Origin of the sequence: Sphingomonas sp. Leaf37 (assembly GCF_920939475.1) — a bacterium.
Lineage (GTDB): Bacteria > Pseudomonadota > Alphaproteobacteria > Sphingomonadales > Sphingomonadaceae > Sphingomonas.
In genome coordinates this window covers 437,750-451,299 of record NZ_CAKLAX010000002.1, presented here as the reverse complement: position 1 = coordinate 451,299, position 13,550 = coordinate 437,750, and the positions used below count along the sequence as shown (strand labels likewise).

The 13,550-nt window shown below is 66.6% G+C and carries 15 protein-coding genes; 14 read left to right on the top strand and 1 reads right to left on the bottom strand.

The genetic code is table 11. The annotated features are described in order from the left end of the window. Positions 1 to 8 precede the first annotated feature (8 nt). The 6 genes from LRA87_RS07470 (at position 9) to LRA87_RS07445 (ending at position 3,721) form a co-directional block, all read left to right on the top strand. On the top strand, positions 9 to 173 hold the full coding sequence (locus tag LRA87_RS07470; RefSeq protein ID WP_230630637.1) for a hypothetical protein: 165 nt from the start codon (positions 9 to 11) through the stop codon (positions 171 to 173). Next, a complete protein-coding gene (locus tag LRA87_RS07465; protein WP_230630635.1) occupies positions 170 to 571 on the top strand; it encodes a hypothetical protein in 402 nt (133 codons plus the stop codon). The genes LRA87_RS07470 and LRA87_RS07465 overlap by 4 nt, the downstream gene beginning before the upstream one ends. Then, entirely contained in the window at positions 564 to 2,438 is a 1,875-nt protein-coding gene (locus tag LRA87_RS07460) for a ParB/RepB/Spo0J family partition protein (protein ID WP_230630633.1), read from the top strand. Before LRA87_RS07465 ends, LRA87_RS07460 begins: the two co-directional genes overlap by 8 nt. 67 nt (positions 2,439 to 2,505) lie before the next feature. Then, positions 2,506 to 2,850, top strand: a complete 345-nt coding sequence (locus LRA87_RS07455) for a hypothetical protein (RefSeq protein ID WP_230630631.1) — start codon at positions 2,506 to 2,508, stop codon at positions 2,848 to 2,850. After that, the gene (locus tag LRA87_RS07450; RefSeq protein ID WP_230630629.1) at positions 2,847 to 3,470 is read left to right on the top strand and encodes a J domain-containing protein; all 624 of its coding nucleotides are present in this window, start codon (positions 2,847 to 2,849) and stop codon (positions 3,468 to 3,470) included. The genes LRA87_RS07455 and LRA87_RS07450 overlap by 4 nt, the downstream gene beginning before the upstream one ends. After that, a complete protein-coding gene (locus LRA87_RS07445) occupies positions 3,467 to 3,721 on the top strand; it encodes a helix-turn-helix transcriptional regulator (RefSeq protein WP_230630627.1) in 255 nt (84 codons plus the stop codon). Before LRA87_RS07450 ends, LRA87_RS07445 begins: the two co-directional genes overlap by 4 nt. Before the next feature lie 124 nt (positions 3,722 to 3,845). Here the strand turns inward: LRA87_RS07445 and LRA87_RS07440 are convergent, their stop codons facing one another. After that, positions 3,846 to 6,134, bottom strand: a complete 2,289-nt coding sequence (locus LRA87_RS07440; RefSeq protein WP_230631185.1) for a PAS domain S-box protein — start codon at positions 6,132 to 6,134, stop codon at positions 3,846 to 3,848. Positions 6,135 to 6,383: 249 nt separating this feature from the next. Between LRA87_RS07440 and LRA87_RS07435 the strand changes: the two genes are divergently transcribed. The 8 genes from LRA87_RS07435 to pyrF all read left to right on the top strand — a co-directional run bounded on the left by LRA87_RS07435 (position 6,384) and on the right by pyrF (position 13,510). Further along, positions 6,384 to 7,049 (top strand): PepSY-associated TM helix domain-containing protein, encoded by a 666-nt coding sequence (locus tag LRA87_RS07435; RefSeq protein WP_230630625.1) that lies wholly within the window; start codon positions 6,384 to 6,386, stop codon positions 7,047 to 7,049. Between the two features lie 17 nt (positions 7,050 to 7,066). After that, a complete protein-coding gene (locus LRA87_RS07430) occupies positions 7,067 to 7,546 on the top strand; it encodes a DUF2271 domain-containing protein (RefSeq protein WP_230630623.1) in 480 nt (159 codons plus the stop codon). A gap of 13 nt (positions 7,547 to 7,559) precedes the next feature. Continuing rightward, the gene (locus LRA87_RS07425; protein WP_230630621.1) at positions 7,560 to 8,396 is read left to right on the top strand and encodes a DUF4198 domain-containing protein; all 837 of its coding nucleotides are present in this window, start codon (positions 7,560 to 7,562) and stop codon (positions 8,394 to 8,396) included. A gap of 49 nt (positions 8,397 to 8,445) precedes the next feature. After that, on the top strand, positions 8,446 to 9,390 hold the full coding sequence (locus tag LRA87_RS07420; RefSeq protein ID WP_230630619.1) for an FAD:protein FMN transferase: 945 nt from the start codon (positions 8,446 to 8,448) through the stop codon (positions 9,388 to 9,390). Positions 9,391 to 9,431: 41 nt separating this feature from the next. Beyond that, positions 9,432 to 10,139, top strand: a complete 708-nt coding sequence (locus LRA87_RS07415) for an endonuclease/exonuclease/phosphatase family protein (RefSeq protein ID WP_230630617.1) — start codon at positions 9,432 to 9,434, stop codon at positions 10,137 to 10,139. A 22-nt stretch (positions 10,140 to 10,161) separates the two neighbouring features. Continuing rightward, on the top strand, positions 10,162 to 12,444 hold the full coding sequence (locus LRA87_RS07410) for a patatin-like protein (RefSeq protein WP_230630615.1): 2,283 nt from the start codon (positions 10,162 to 10,164) through the stop codon (positions 12,442 to 12,444). 74 nt (positions 12,445 to 12,518) lie between these two features. After that, positions 12,519 to 12,842: a lipopolysaccharide assembly protein LapA domain-containing protein gene (locus LRA87_RS07405; protein WP_230630613.1), complete on the top strand. Its 324-nt coding sequence runs from the start codon at positions 12,519 to 12,521 to the stop codon at positions 12,840 to 12,842. Beyond that, positions 12,839 to 13,510, top strand: coding sequence for an orotidine-5'-phosphate decarboxylase (gene pyrF / locus LRA87_RS07400; RefSeq protein WP_230630611.1), 672 nt, complete (start codon positions 12,839 to 12,841; stop codon positions 13,508 to 13,510). The genes LRA87_RS07405 and pyrF overlap by 4 nt, the downstream gene beginning before the upstream one ends. Positions 13,511 to 13,550 lie beyond the last annotated feature (40 nt).

Below are 13,550 nucleotides of genomic sequence, written 5' to 3'. Positions count from 1 at the left end.
GCAGCCTGATGCCGCTCCTGATCGCCTCAATTGCCCTCATCATCGCCGCGTTTGCGGTGCTGGTGGTCGCACTGGTCGTGCTCATCGGCTGGATCAGGCAGGACCGGGCCATCCGTCGGATGCAACGCGCCACTGCCGAGCGCGCGGCACGATCGTCAGGGCGCGGCGGATGAAGCTCCCGCTCGTCCTGACCCGTCGGACAGCGACCAGCCGCGACCTGCGCGCCGGCTGCTTCGTCTGCCACGGCGTTCGCGCGCGTTGGACGAGCGCGAATGCACAGGCGCTCGCAGCGCAGCACCACGATCGCACCGGCCATCCGACATGGTGCGATATCGCCCTGTCGGTTCGCTACGGTCGTGCCGCGCCCGACGATCGCCAGCACGACATCGAGGACGCGATCGCCGCGTCCGCCAGTTCGGGGGACGCGCCGGATTGCGCCCCCCTCCCCGATCTCGACGCGTCCGCCGCTGTAACGGCGGGCGTGAGCATACCCGTCGGCCGCCCGGTCGAGACACGTCGCGTTAGAGCGCGTGCAGCTCGCGGCCGCAAGCCGGAGGCCCTCCATGCCTGAGATCATCGACTCGTTCCGGACGATCGACCAGCTGTGTCTGTCGCCGTTCAACTGCCGCATCGACGAAGAGGATGCGAACGACACCGAACAGCTCGAGGCGCTGATCCTCGCCGACGGGCTGATGTACCCGATGAGCATCCACCAGATGCGCAGATCGAAGACGAAGTGGGGCGCCTTCGCCGGCGGCCGCCGCTACCGCTCGATCCGCAACCTCATCCAGCGCGGCGCGGCGCCGGCGGACACGCAGTGGAAGGTCCGCGAATACATCGGCTATTCGGACGCCGAACTGATCGAGCTGTCGGTAAAGGAGAACCTGCCGCGGCGTGAGAACCGCCAGTACGAGGTCTATGCCGCTGTCCGCAAAGCCCATGCGCTCGGCCACACCGTCCAGCAGATCGCGACGAACCTCAACCAGGACCCGCTGCTGACACAGCAGTGGCTGCGCCTCGGTCAGATGGCGAAGCCGGTTTTCGACGCCCTCGCTGCCGGCCGGATCACCGATGCGCAGGCGCGCGCCTTCGCCGGTACTGACGACCAGAAGTTTCAGCAGCTCGTGTTCGCACGGCTGACCGCTGCGTCCGTGCTGCTGCCGGCCCCGGCCGAGATCCGGAAGGCGCTCGACATCGGCGACGTGCAATCGCAACGCGACCTGCTCTTCGTCGGCCTCGACACGTATCGCGCTGCCGGCGGCACCTTCGAACTCGACCTGTTCGCCGAAGTTACCGAGGAGCGCGGCCGCGTCCGCGATCAGGGCAAGCTGCAGGAGCTGGTCGACGCCAAGATGGCGACCATTCGCGACCAGGTCCGCGTCTCCACCGACCGGCCGAACCTCCGCTTCATCGCCGAGCAACCGCGCGGCGACTTCGGTCCGGATCACCAGCTGATCTTCAATCCGAAATCCGTCGACGGCAGGCTCGATCTGCCGGACGGCGACGTAGTCGTCGCCCACATCGCCATCGACGCCAGCGGTCAACCCGTGGTGTCCTATTGGTGGGAAAGCCGGAAGGCGAAGTTCGGCAGCGAGAAGAAGCCCGCGCCCGCCGCCGATCCGCCCCCGCTGGTTACGCCCGCCCCGCCAGCCTGGGAGAGCCCGTTCGCCGCCAAACATCGCGCCGACGCCGCTGCACAGCAGGACGACGGGCTGACCCAGGACGCGATGTTCGCGCTCCGCGCCACCCGCAAGGCGATCGCGCGCGCTGCCTTCATCGATGACGCCCGCGAAGGCGGTGACGTCGCGCAGGACTATCTGATCTGGGCGCAGGCACGGCTGCTACTGGTCGAACCGCGCCCGGTCGGCATCGGCATGCGCGGCATCGCCGGCGACACGACATCCGGCATGTCGGCCGACGCCTTCGGCCTCGCACGCGACCTCGTCGCCGCGACGGTCGCCTCACGGACAATCTCGGACGCCATCGCCGAGATCAAGCGGCAGGACTTCTTCACCGAAGCCGACCCGGTCACCGCGTTCTTGGCGTGGCGGACGGCCGAACCGCAGCTGAAGGCACTGACCGCGGCGGTCGTCGCCGGCATCGCCCTCGATCGCGCTGTCGCCGGCGAAATGCCGATCCACGACGTGATCGTGCATGAATGCGGCGCCGGCCGCGACGCCGACGTCCGGACGCGATGGTCGCCGACCGCTGACTTCCTCAACCTGTTCCCGAAGGAACAGCGCCTCGGCTTCGCCAGGCCCTTCGTCGACAACGCCACCTTCGTCACCTGGGGCAAGCTCAAGTCGACCGATTTGACCAGCGGCGTCCTCTCAGCGCTGACCCGCGGCGGTCAGGGCAGCGGCTGGGTCCATCCGACCCTGCGCTTCAACAGCCCCTTTCTCGCTCACCAGCTCGAACCACGGGCGGCCGCAGAATGACTGGTCTGACCAGCGCCGAAGCCGCGCTCCGCGCCAGCATGAAGCGGCTTACCGAACGAGGTGCATCATGATCGAGCACGTTCCCAATCCCGAGATCGGCAGCGACATCCCACCGCGCGCTGCCGAGGTCGAGCCGCCGGCGTTCCTTGTTCCCGTCGGCGGCTCGGCCGACACCTTCGCGTGCACCTGCGGCTGCGAGAATGACCCGTTCGTCTGTATTGAGAACGACGGCGTCTCCACGTCGGCGCCAAGCCCGATGCCTGCCAACTGGGCGGAGGTGCTCGGATGGTGTGATCACGTCGAACGCTTTCAGTACGAGCGGCAAGGCGTTGGACCTGACGCATCGCCACATCTTCTGTCCGCTGCCGTACGGCGCCTGATCGCGACGGCCACGGGAGGACGGCAGGCGTGACCGATCCCGAAATCCAGCCCGGCTACCCTCTTCGCTGGCCGGATGGCCGGCCGCGATCGCGCGAACACGCGTCGGCGCTGTTCCGCGACGGTGGCAGCCGCATGACGCTGACGACGGCGCGGAAGCGCCTAAAGCAGCAGGTCGAGGCGATGACCAAGCCGCGCCAGAACTGGCGGGTGCTCAACATGGTGCTGTCGACCAACATCCGGTTCACAGCATCCGGCGCGCGCGATCAAAACGTCAGCCGGCGCGATCCTCCCGATCCTGGCGTCGCCTTCTATTTCGACCTCGACGAGAAGCCGCACGTTCTCGCCTGTGACCGATGGGATACCGTCGCCGACAATATCGCCGCGATCGCCGCTCACATCGACGCGCTGCGCGGTCAGGAACGCTGGGGCGTCGCCGATTTGCGCCAGGCATTCGCCGGCCACGTTGCGCTGCCGGCGCCACCGCACTGGTCGGAGATCCTCGGCGTCCGTCGCGGCGCCTCGGCCGATGTCATCCAGTCCGCATACCGCCAGCTCGCTTTGTCAGCCCATCCTGATCGAGGCGGAAGCCGCGATGCATGGGACAGCCTGCAGGCCGCCCACGAAGCCGCACGAAAGGAAGGTCGAGCATGACTGCCGCCCTACGCCGCCCTCGAACCAAGTCTCATAGCGCGCAGGTCGGGGTCGCCAGCGCACGCGGCCGCTTCCTTCGCCTGCACGACATGATCGCGTCCACTGGCCTCAGCGAATCGACCATTCGCCGACGTGTGGAGAAAGGCGAGATGCCGAAGCCGGTCGCCCTGACGACGCGCTGTGTGGGGTGGTGGGAAGGCGACTTCCTCGCCTGGGCTGCGACCAAGCGCGAGGGTGCCGAGCAGGCCTAGGCCCTGCGATGCTGGGGGCATCGCTGGGGGCATCGTCCGGGACATCGACATAAAATAGCACGCTTTTCAGGGGAAATTACATGCCAATCCAAGCCCTGCAACCGGCACCACGTTTTGGCGGAAGTTATCCCTGCCCCTCCAGCATCGACCGGATACGGGCGGCGAGCGCCTCCATCGCAAACGGCTTGGTGATCATCGCCATGCCCGGTTCGAGGAAGCCCGACGCCAGCGCCGCGTTTTCGGCATAGCCGGTCATGAACAGCACCTTGAGGTCCGGCCGCGCATCCCGTGCCGCGTCGACCATCTGGCGCCCGTTCAAGCCCGGCAGGCCGATGTCGGTGACCAGCAGATCGATTCGCCGCCGGGTTTGCAACACCTCCAGCCCTTCCGGGCCATCCGCTGCCTCGAGCGCGCCATAGCCCAGTTCGGCAAGTTCCTCGACGACGAGACCACGCACCACCGGATCGTCCTCGACGACGAGCACGATTTCGCCGTCGTCGGCATGATGCGCTTCGGTGATCGACGGAAGCGCGTCGTCGTCATCCACCGTACCACGATAACGCGGCAGGTAGAGCTTGAACGTCGTGCCCAAGCCGACCTCGCTGTAGATCTTGGCATAGCCTTCAGATTGCTGGGCGAAGCCATAGATCATGGACAGGCCCAGCCCGGTACCCTGCCCGATCGGCTTGGTGGTGAAAAACGGCTCGAAGGCCTTGGCGGCCGTATCCGCATCCATCCCGGTGCCGGTGTCGGTCACGCAGATGCATACGTAATGACCCGCTCTCACGCCACGCTGACGGGCGACATAGGCGCGGTCGAGGTATGCGTTGCAGGTCTCGATCGTCAGCGTGCCGCCGTCCGGCATCGCGTCGCGGGCGTTGATGGCGAGATTGAGCACCGCGCTTTCGAGCTGGTTGGGATCGCACCGCGTCGTCCACAGGCCACCGGCGAGAACCATGTTCAACGTGATTCGCTCGCCGATGGTCCGGCGCAGCAAATCCTCCATCGACGCCGCCAGCGTGTTGGCGTGCACCGGCCGGGGATCGAGCGGCTGCCGACGGGAGAAGGCAAGCAGGCGATGGGTCAGCGCAGCGGCCCGCCCCGCCGCGGTCGACGCGCCGTCGATGAACCGTTCGAGTTCGTTCGTCCGCCCCTGCGCGACCCGCCGCTGGACGATCTCGAGGCTGCCGGTGATCCCCTGCAACAGATTGTTGAAGTCGTGCGCGATGCCGCCGGTCAGCTGACCGACGGCCTCCATCTTCTGCGACTGGCGCAGCGCCGCCTCTGTCTCGGCCAGCGCGGCCTCCGCCTCCGCTTCGGCAGTCACATCGCGGCCGAAGCCGTAGAAGGTCTCGCCTTCCGGCACTGTCGTCCAGGCGATCAGCCGGTGCCCGCCGTCCTTGCAGCGCAGGGTCGTGCGATAATCGTGCAGGGGCGTACCTGCCCGCAGCGTCCGGACGCGCCTGTTCCAGTCGGTCTCGTCATCGACCATAAACTCCGTGGTCCGCCGACCCAGTGTTTCCTCGCGCGTCCAGCCCAGCGCGCTGGTCCAGGCGGGATTGACGTCGGTCACCTGCCCGCTGCGATCGGTCACCACCTTGAACACCGGCGAGAGGTTCCAGATACGCTCGCGGTCGCGCGCCAGTCGCCGTTCGTCGGTGATATCGCGGCCGATGGCGTGAATACGGCCGTGGTCCGGCACCGCGGTCCACGCGAGAAGACGGTAGTCGCCCTTGCTGGTTCGATAGCGGTTCTCGAACGCAAGCGTCGTGATGCCGTCGCTCAGCTTGCCCACCTCGCTCGCTGTCGCGGCCAGATCGTCGGCATGAAGAAAATCGGACAGCGAACATCCGACCATCTCGTCCTCCGCCCAGCCGAGCATGCGTGTCGCGCTGGGATTGACCGCCGTGATCGTGCCGTCGAACGTGCACACCAGCAACAGGTCGCGCGACAAGGACCACAGCCGGTTGCGATCGTCCTCCAGCTGGCGGCTTGCGAGCACCTTCTGCGTCGTCTCGATCACCACCGCCACCACGCCGATGGCCTCACCCCGATCATCGAAGGCGGGCGAATATTCGAGGTCCGTCCACAATTGCCGCGGCGTTCCGTCGCGGATCAGCGTCAGTTCCTGATCCTTGTACGACAGGGTGCCGCCTTCGCGATACACGCGCTGCATGACGTTGGCGTTGAATGCGGCGACCTCGTGCCAGCCCTCCAGCACGTTGGTGCCGAGGATCACGGGATGGCGGCCACCGGCGAAGCTGCGGTAGGCGTCGTTGTAGATCATCACGCCGCGATCGCCCCATAGGGTGACGATCGGCACCGGCGATCGCAGCACGAAGGCCAGCGTCGTCTTCATCGCGGCCGGCCAGCCAAGGATCGGGCCGATCGGCGTACGCCCCCAATCCAGCATCGCGATCCGCTCGGCGAGCTCGCCGCCGCCCTGCAGGAACGGTTCACTGTCAATCGTACGCACCGCTACCTCACATGGACTGGATCGAGTGCATCCAACACCCGAAACCGGAACGGACGTGCGTCATGCCGCAGACGACGCCGATCCGCAAATTGACGATCCGGCGCTTCGGCATCACCGACTCTCATGCTGATGATAATCATTCGCATCAATATTGAAACCGCGCGCGATCCCCGGTAGGCGATATGCGTGAACCAGTCAGAAACCGTCCAGCGTCCGAATGCCAGACCGTCCGCCCGCAAGCCGAAAAGCAAATGGCGTGGCTGGTGGCTCAGGCAATTGCACACGTGGCATTGGATGAGCGCGGCGATCTCGCTCGTCGGCATGCTGCTGTTCGCGGCGACCGGCATCACCCTGAACCACGCTGCGACGATCGGCGCCGACCCCGTCGTGACGGACAAGGCCGGGACGCTCCCTACGCCCCTGCTCCGCACGCTGCGCGCGCCCGCCGCGACCGATGCGGCGCTGCCCGCGTTGGTCGCTGCTGCGGTGGAAGATGCGGTCGGCCTCGATCCCGCAGGCAAACCCGCCGAATGGTCCGACACCGACGTCTATGTCGCGCTGGCACGGCCGGGCGGCGATGCGTGGGTCAGCATCGACCGGACGACCGGCGCGATTACATCCGAAGTTACCAGCCGCGGCTGGATCGCCTATCTCAACGATCTGCATAAAGGTCGCAATTCCGGCGGCGCGTGGAGCTGGTTCCTCGATATCTTCGCGGGCGCCTGCATCCTGTTCACACTGACCGGGCTTCTACTGTTGCAACTGCACGCCCGGCATCGGCCGACGACATGGCCGATCGTCGCCGCCGGCGTCGTCATTCCGGTCGTCCTCATCCTGATCTTCATCCACTAACAGGGGCACACGCCAACATGCGCACTTCGACCTTCGTCCTGCTCGGCGGCGTGATCGCCGCGCCCGCGACCGCAGCGACCGTCACGGTCACGATCCCGCGCCAGACCGTAGCGGAATATCATCGTCCCTATGTCGCGATCTGGCTTGAGCCGGTCGGCGGCGGCAGCGCCCGCACCGTCGCGTTATGGTACGAGACCAAAAAGACCGGCAAGGACGCGGGGACGAAGTATCTCGCCGACCTGCGCGCATGGTGGCGCAAGGGTGGACGATCGATGACCGTTCCCGCCGACGGCGTCAGCGGTGCAACCCGCGCACCGGGGCAGTATGCGGTGAAGCTGCCCGACAATATCAAGCCCGGCGCCTATGTACTCAACGTCGAGGCCGCGCGGGAGACCGGTGGGCGCGAACTGGTGACGCTGCCGCTGACTGTCCCCACCGCCAATGCGCGCGCTGCCGGCAAGTCCGAACTCGGCGCCATCACTCTGTCCGCTCGCTAAGGAACCCGCGATCATGAAGCCAGTCGCCATCCGCCTTCTCGCCGCCGCCGCGCTGATCTCCGTGCCGGCGATGCTATCCGCGCACCGCATGTGGATGCTGCCGTCGGGCACCGTCTTCTCCGGCACCGACAGCTGGGTCACGATTGACGCCGCGGTATCGAACGACCTGTTCTTCTTCGATCATCAGCCGCTGCGCCTCGACGGCGTCAAGGTGTGGCAGCCCGACGGGTCGGAGGGGAAGTTGCAGAACGGCGCGACCGGTCGCTATCGTTCGGTGTTCGACGTCGAGCTAGACAAGCCCGGTACGTGGAAGGTCGGCACGCAGATGGCGACGGTAATGGGCAGCTTCAAAGTCGACGGTGTCGAGAAGCGCGTCGGCGGCCGTGGCGGACCGCGTCCCGGCCAGCCGGCACCGCTGACCGTCGCCGACGTCCCCGCCAACGCGACCGACGTGAAGCTGATTGAAGTATCGTCGCGCAATGAAGTGTTCCTGACCGCCGGTGCACCGACCACCACCGTCTTCAAGACGAGCGGCAAGGGCCTTGAGTTCGCACCCGTCACCCACCCCGACGAACTCGTCGCGGGCGAAGCGGCGAAGTTCCGCTTCCTGATCGACGGCAAACCCGCACCCAACCTGAAGGTCACGGTGATCCCCGGTGGTAAGCGCTACCGCAACGACGAAGGCGCGATGGACCTCACCACCGGCGCGGATGGCGTGCTGACGGTGACCTGGCCCACCGCGGGCATGTACTGGCTCAATGCGACCGCCACCGATGCGAAGGCGGCGACCCCTCGCGCGACGGAGCGGCGGATGAGCTATGTCACCACGCTGGAAGTGCTGACGCCGTGATACGACGCCGGTGAGGATCGCGCTTCCTCCACGCATATCGCCGGCGGCCGTGGCCGCCTGCGATCCGTCGATGCCGGTGTCGGTGTTCGGCGGCGAGACGATGGGAACGCGGTGGAACGTACTGGCGGTCGTTCCACGGCCCTGCTCCGTCGACCCCATACGAACCGGGATCGCGGCCCGGCTGGAATCGATCGTTGCCCAGATGAGTCACTGGTCGGACGACTCGCTGCTGTCCCGGTTCAATCGGGCACCGCCGGGGCAATGGACGACGTTGCCGCCGGATTTTGCGACGGTGGTCGCTCGCGGTCTTTCGATCGCGGCCATTACCGGGGGTGCGTATGATCCGACCATCGGCAGGCTGGTCGATCTTTGGGGATATGGCGCGACACCTGTCGATGCGCAGGACCTGCCGCCTTCCGCCGGCGCGATCCTGAGCTCGCTGGCGACGTCCGGCTGGGAACGGCTGACCTATACGGCCGGCGACCGGCGACTACGCCAGCCGGGCGGCCTGTCGCTCGACCTGTCCGGCAGCGCCAAGGGGTTTGCGGTCGATGCCCTCGCCGACTGGCTGGAAGGCATCGGCGTGGTCCACAGCCTGATCGAGATCGGCGGTGAATTCGCGGGTCGGGGCATACGTCCCGATGGCGAACCGTGGTGGGTCGATCTGGAAGTGCCGCCGGGGCTCTCGGTTCAGCCGTTGCGGATCGCACTGCACGGTCTCTCGGTAGCGACATCGGGCGACTACCGGCGCGGCGCGCATACCATCGATCCACGAACCGGCTATCCGGCGTCGCATCACGTCGTTTCCGCCAGCGTCATCGCCGACACGACGCTGGACGCCGATATCTGGGCGACCGCGCTCACCGTGACCGGCGCCGACGAGGGCGCTCGGCTGGCCGCGCGATACGGCATCGCCGCACAGATCGTCACGATGATCGACGGCTTGCCTGCCCAGCATATCACCCCGGCGCTTCATGCGATGCTTGCCGATTGAGTGACGGCACCAATTGAGCCTGTCGGCGTTACGCTTGCGCAATGGTTTCTCGTCCCCTGAAGGTCGCCAGCTATAATATCCACAAGGGCATCGGCCTCGATCGCCGCCGCAATCCCGAGCGCGTGCTCGAGGTGCTGCGCGAGATCGACGCCGATGTGATCGCGTTGCAGGAGGCGGACCGCCGGTTCGGCACGCGCGAATCGGTGCTGCCGCTACACCTGCTCGACGAGCACAGCGACTGGAAGCCGGTGGAGTTCGGTATGCGCGCACTGTCGATGGGATGGCACGGCAATGTCATCCTCGTTCGCAAATCGGCACAGGTGGTCGATCGCGAGGCGATCCATCTGCCCTCGCTCGAACCGCGCGGTGCGGTGATGGCGGATATCAGGACCGACGCCGGCATCGTTCGCGTCGTCGGCATGCACCTCGACCTGTCGGGACTGTGGCGCCGACGCCAGGCCGCGGCGATCATGGCCCACGTCGATGCATCGACCCACCGCCGACCGACGGTGCTGATGGGCGACCTGAACGAATGGACCGCTGCCGCCGGGTGCCTGCGCGATTTCGCTCGCGACTATGCCGTCGCAACGACCGGTCCCAGCTTCCACTCCCGCCGTCCGGTCGGTAGGCTGGATCGTATCATGGTGTCGCGCGAACTGACGGTAGAAGACTGCGGCGTGCACGCCAGCCCGGCGGCACGCAAGACATCAGACCATCTGCCGATATGGGCCATGCTGGCGCCGGCATGACTGCGCCGGGATACGCCGATTGATGCGTGAAAAGGAGCTACGCCTCGCGCTCGTCTGTTACGGCGGCATCAGCCTAGCGGTCTATATGCACGGCATCACCAAGGAAGTGTGGCGGCTGGTCCGCGCGAGCCGTGCTTATCATGCCGGCGAACCGGCGACCAAGGGCAGCCAGGGCGTGTACCGCGCGCTGATCGAGGAGATCGAGGGGCTCGCCGACCTGAAGCTGCGTGTGCTGGCCGATATCGTCGCGGGCGCGTCCGCGGGCGGAATCAACGGCATCTTTCTGGCGCAGGCGATCACCACCGGACAAAGTCTCGAGCCGCTGACCGACCTGTGGCTGACGTCGGCGGACGTCGAGGCGCTGATCGATTCGGATGCGGCACCGGCGAGCCGCTTTTCCAAGATGTGGGCCTTGCCGCTCGCATGGGTGGCGGCTGGGCGGAGTGCCGACACGGTCGAAGCCTTGGACGAGGCTACCCGCGACGAGGTACGCACGAAGCTGTCGCATTTCGTCCGCTCGCGCTGGTTCGAACCACCCTTCGGCGGCGCCACTTTCACCGGTCTGCTCCTCGACGCGTTTGCGGCAATGGCGGACAGCGAGGTCGGACCTCGACTGCTTCCCGACGGCCAGCCACTCGACCTGTTCGTCACCGTCACCGATTTCACGGGCCACCCCGAACGGCTCCGTCTCAACTCGCCGCCCGAAGTGCTGGAAACCGAACACCGGCTCGTCCTCGCGTTCTCGGATCACGCCACGAACGGGACGATAGGGGCGATACCCGATCTCGCCTTTGCCGCGCGCGCCACTTCCAGTTTTCCCGGCGCGTTTCCCCCCTTCACCGTCGGCGAACTCGACGGCGTCCTTGCGAACCGCGGCATCGCGTGGCCGGAGCGGACGGCCTTTCTGAAGCGTGCGCTTCCCCGGCAGTTCGCGGCAAATCAGGTCGAGAATGCGGTGCTTATCGATGGATCGGTGCTTGCCAACGCGCCGTTCCGGCCGGCAATCGACGCGCTGAAGGAACGTCCCGCACGGCGCGAGATTGATCGGCGTTTCGTTTACATCGACCCGTCGCCGGGCATCAAGATCCGGCTGGGTTCCGGCGGCGAGAAGCCCGGCTTCTTCCAGACCATTCTCGGCGCGCTCAGCGACCTGCCGCGACAGCAACCGATTCGCGACAATCTCGACGCCATCGCCGAACGATCGGCGCGGATCCACCGGATGCAGGGGATCGTCACCGCCCTGCGCCCGGCGGTCGAGGAGGAGATCGAACACCTGTTCGGCCATACCCTGTTCCTCGACCGGCCGACGCCGGCTCGGCTGATCGGCTGGCGACGGCGCGCCCAGACCGCGGCGGCGACACGCTCTGGCTACAGCTATGCCGCTTATGGTCATCTGAAGCTGAGCGGCGTCGTGCAGGCGATCGCGGCGCTGTTGTATCAGGTCGGCGGCGAACTCGGCCAGCAGCGCTGGCGCCGCATCCGAACCGCGATCGAGGGCGCGATCGACGAGCGCGGATTCGGTGGGGTCGCGCCGTCCTTTTCCGGGAAGGAAAGCGCGGCGACGATCGACTTCCTGCGGACCTTCGACATCGGTTTCCGCATCCGCCGGCTGCGACTGATGGCGCGACGACTGGGCGAGATCGAGGCCGATAACGTGGAGACGACGCCGATGCGTGAGGCGATCTATGCCTCGCTCGCCGCCTATCTCGATCGACAGCGGGCCGACAGCCATCCGCAGTTGCGGCAGCAGGTGCGGCGCTTACGGAGCAACGAGGCGGGACTGTTGCTCGATGCGCTCCGCGAGGCGCTCGATCTCTCCTCGCTGGATGCGGAAACCGACCAGCGGCTCGCCGACGCCTTTGCCACGCTGGACAAGGGCGTGCGAAGGGCGTTGCTGCTCACATATCTCGGCTTCCCGTATTTCGATGCTGCCACGCTGCCGCTGTTGCAGGGCGAGGGGCTCGATGAGTTCGATCCGATCAAGGTCGATCGGATCGCACCCGACGACGCGACCTCGATCCGGTCGGGGGGTGCGGAAGCGACGTTGAAGGGTATCCAGTTCAACAGCTTCGGCGCATTCTTCAGCCGCGCCTATCGCGAGAACGATTATCTGTGGGGACGCCTGCACGGCGCCGAGCGGATGATCGACATCTGCGTTTCGACGTTGCCGGCCAGCGTGCGGATGAAGGCGGGCCGGGTTGCGGCGATCAAGCGCGCCGCCTTCCACGCCATCCTCGACGAAGAGGAGCCGCGACTGACCGCAATCCCTTCGCTGATCGCAAGCCTTCGCCGGGAAGTGGGCTGACACCGGATCCGCGCGTCCGAGGCTGGTCATCGCCGCTGCCCGCCGCTACCCTCCCCTTCCCTCAGGAGTGTCGCATGCAGTTCCTAAAAATCCTGTTCTGGTTCCTCCTCGCCTTCATCGCGGCGCTGTTCACCTATGGCAATTGGAAGATCATCCAGATCAATTTGTGGAGCGGCCTGATCGCGGACGTTAATCTGCCGCTGCTGCTGTTGGTGACGTTCCTGATCGGCTTGCTGCCGACCTATTTGTACCTTGGTACGGTCCGCTGGCGGCTGCGACAGCGACTCGCTACCTGTGAGCGAATGCTGGCGGACAGCCGCGCGCTGGCAGCAGCGCCCGCCGCGCCGTCGGTCGTGACGGTGGAGACACCGATCGTGGTCGAGGAACGGCTGGCATGAGCCCGATCTACGTTGCCATCGACACCCCCGACATCGCCCGGGCAAAAGCGATCGCGGCACGCACGCGTGCGCATATCGGCGGGCTGAAGCTGGGGCTGGAATTCTTCTGCGCGCATGGTCAGCATGGCGTCCGCGAGATGGCGGAACTGGGCCTGCCGATCTTCCTCGATCTGAAGCTGCACGACATTCCGAATACGGTGGCGAAAGCGGTTCAGGCGCTCAGCCCGATCGAACCGGCGATCCTGACGGTTCACGCCAGCGGCGGTCGCGCGATGCTGGAGGATGCCAAGGCCGCGGCATCCCCGCATACGAAGGTCATCGCAGTCACGATGCTGACCAGCCTCGACCATGCCGATCTGACGGCGACCGGCGTCACCGGCACGGCCCACGATCAGGTGCTGAGGCTGACCGAGCTGGCGCGCGAGGCGGGAATCGACGGCATCGTCTGCTCCGGTGCGGAAGTCGCTGCCGCCCGTGCGGCATGGCCCAAGGGGTTCTTCGTCGTGCCCGGCGTGCGTCCCGCAGACGGCCCTGTCGGGGATCAGAAGCGCGTCGTCACCCCTCGCGCCGCGCTGGATGCGGGTGCCTCGATCCTGGTGATCGGCCGGCCGATCACCCAGGCCGACGATCCCGACGCGGCCGCCCGTGCAATCGGCGCAACGCTGTAACGCCAGCCACAGGCAACCGATCACTCTTTCCGGAGAAGGG

Bases quoted from the DNA above. Each gene is read 5' to 3' on its own strand.
- LRA87_RS07470 (WP_230630637.1), top strand. From the start codon at position 9: ATGCCGCTCCTGATCGCCTCAATTGCCCTCATCATCGCCGCGTTTGCG.
- LRA87_RS07465 (WP_230630635.1), top strand. From the start codon at position 170: ATGAAGCTCCCGCTCGTCCTGACCCGTCGGACAGCGACCAGCCGCGAC.
- LRA87_RS07460 (WP_230630633.1), top strand. From the start codon at position 564: ATGCCTGAGATCATCGACTCGTTCCGGACGATCGACCAGCTGTGTCTG.
- LRA87_RS07455 (WP_230630631.1), top strand. From the start codon at position 2,506: ATGATCGAGCACGTTCCCAATCCCGAGATCGGCAGCGACATCCCACCG.
- LRA87_RS07445 (WP_230630627.1), top strand. From the start codon at position 3,467: ATGACTGCCGCCCTACGCCGCCCTCGAACCAAGTCTCATAGCGCGCAG.
- LRA87_RS07440 (WP_230631185.1), bottom strand. From the start codon at position 6,134: ATGCTGGATTGGGGGCGTACGCCGATCGGCCCGATCCTTGGCTGGCCG.
- LRA87_RS07430 (WP_230630623.1), top strand. From the start codon at position 7,067: ATGCGCACTTCGACCTTCGTCCTGCTCGGCGGCGTGATCGCCGCGCCC.
- LRA87_RS07425 (WP_230630621.1), top strand. From the start codon at position 7,560: ATGAAGCCAGTCGCCATCCGCCTTCTCGCCGCCGCCGCGCTGATCTCC.
- LRA87_RS07415 (WP_230630617.1), top strand. From the start codon at position 9,432: ATGGTTTCTCGTCCCCTGAAGGTCGCCAGCTATAATATCCACAAGGGC.
- LRA87_RS07410 (WP_230630615.1), top strand. From the start codon at position 10,162: ATGCGTGAAAAGGAGCTACGCCTCGCGCTCGTCTGTTACGGCGGCATC.
- LRA87_RS07405 (WP_230630613.1), top strand. From the start codon at position 12,519: ATGCAGTTCCTAAAAATCCTGTTCTGGTTCCTCCTCGCCTTCATCGCG.
- pyrF (WP_230630611.1), top strand. From the start codon at position 12,839: ATGAGCCCGATCTACGTTGCCATCGACACCCCCGACATCGCCCGGGCA.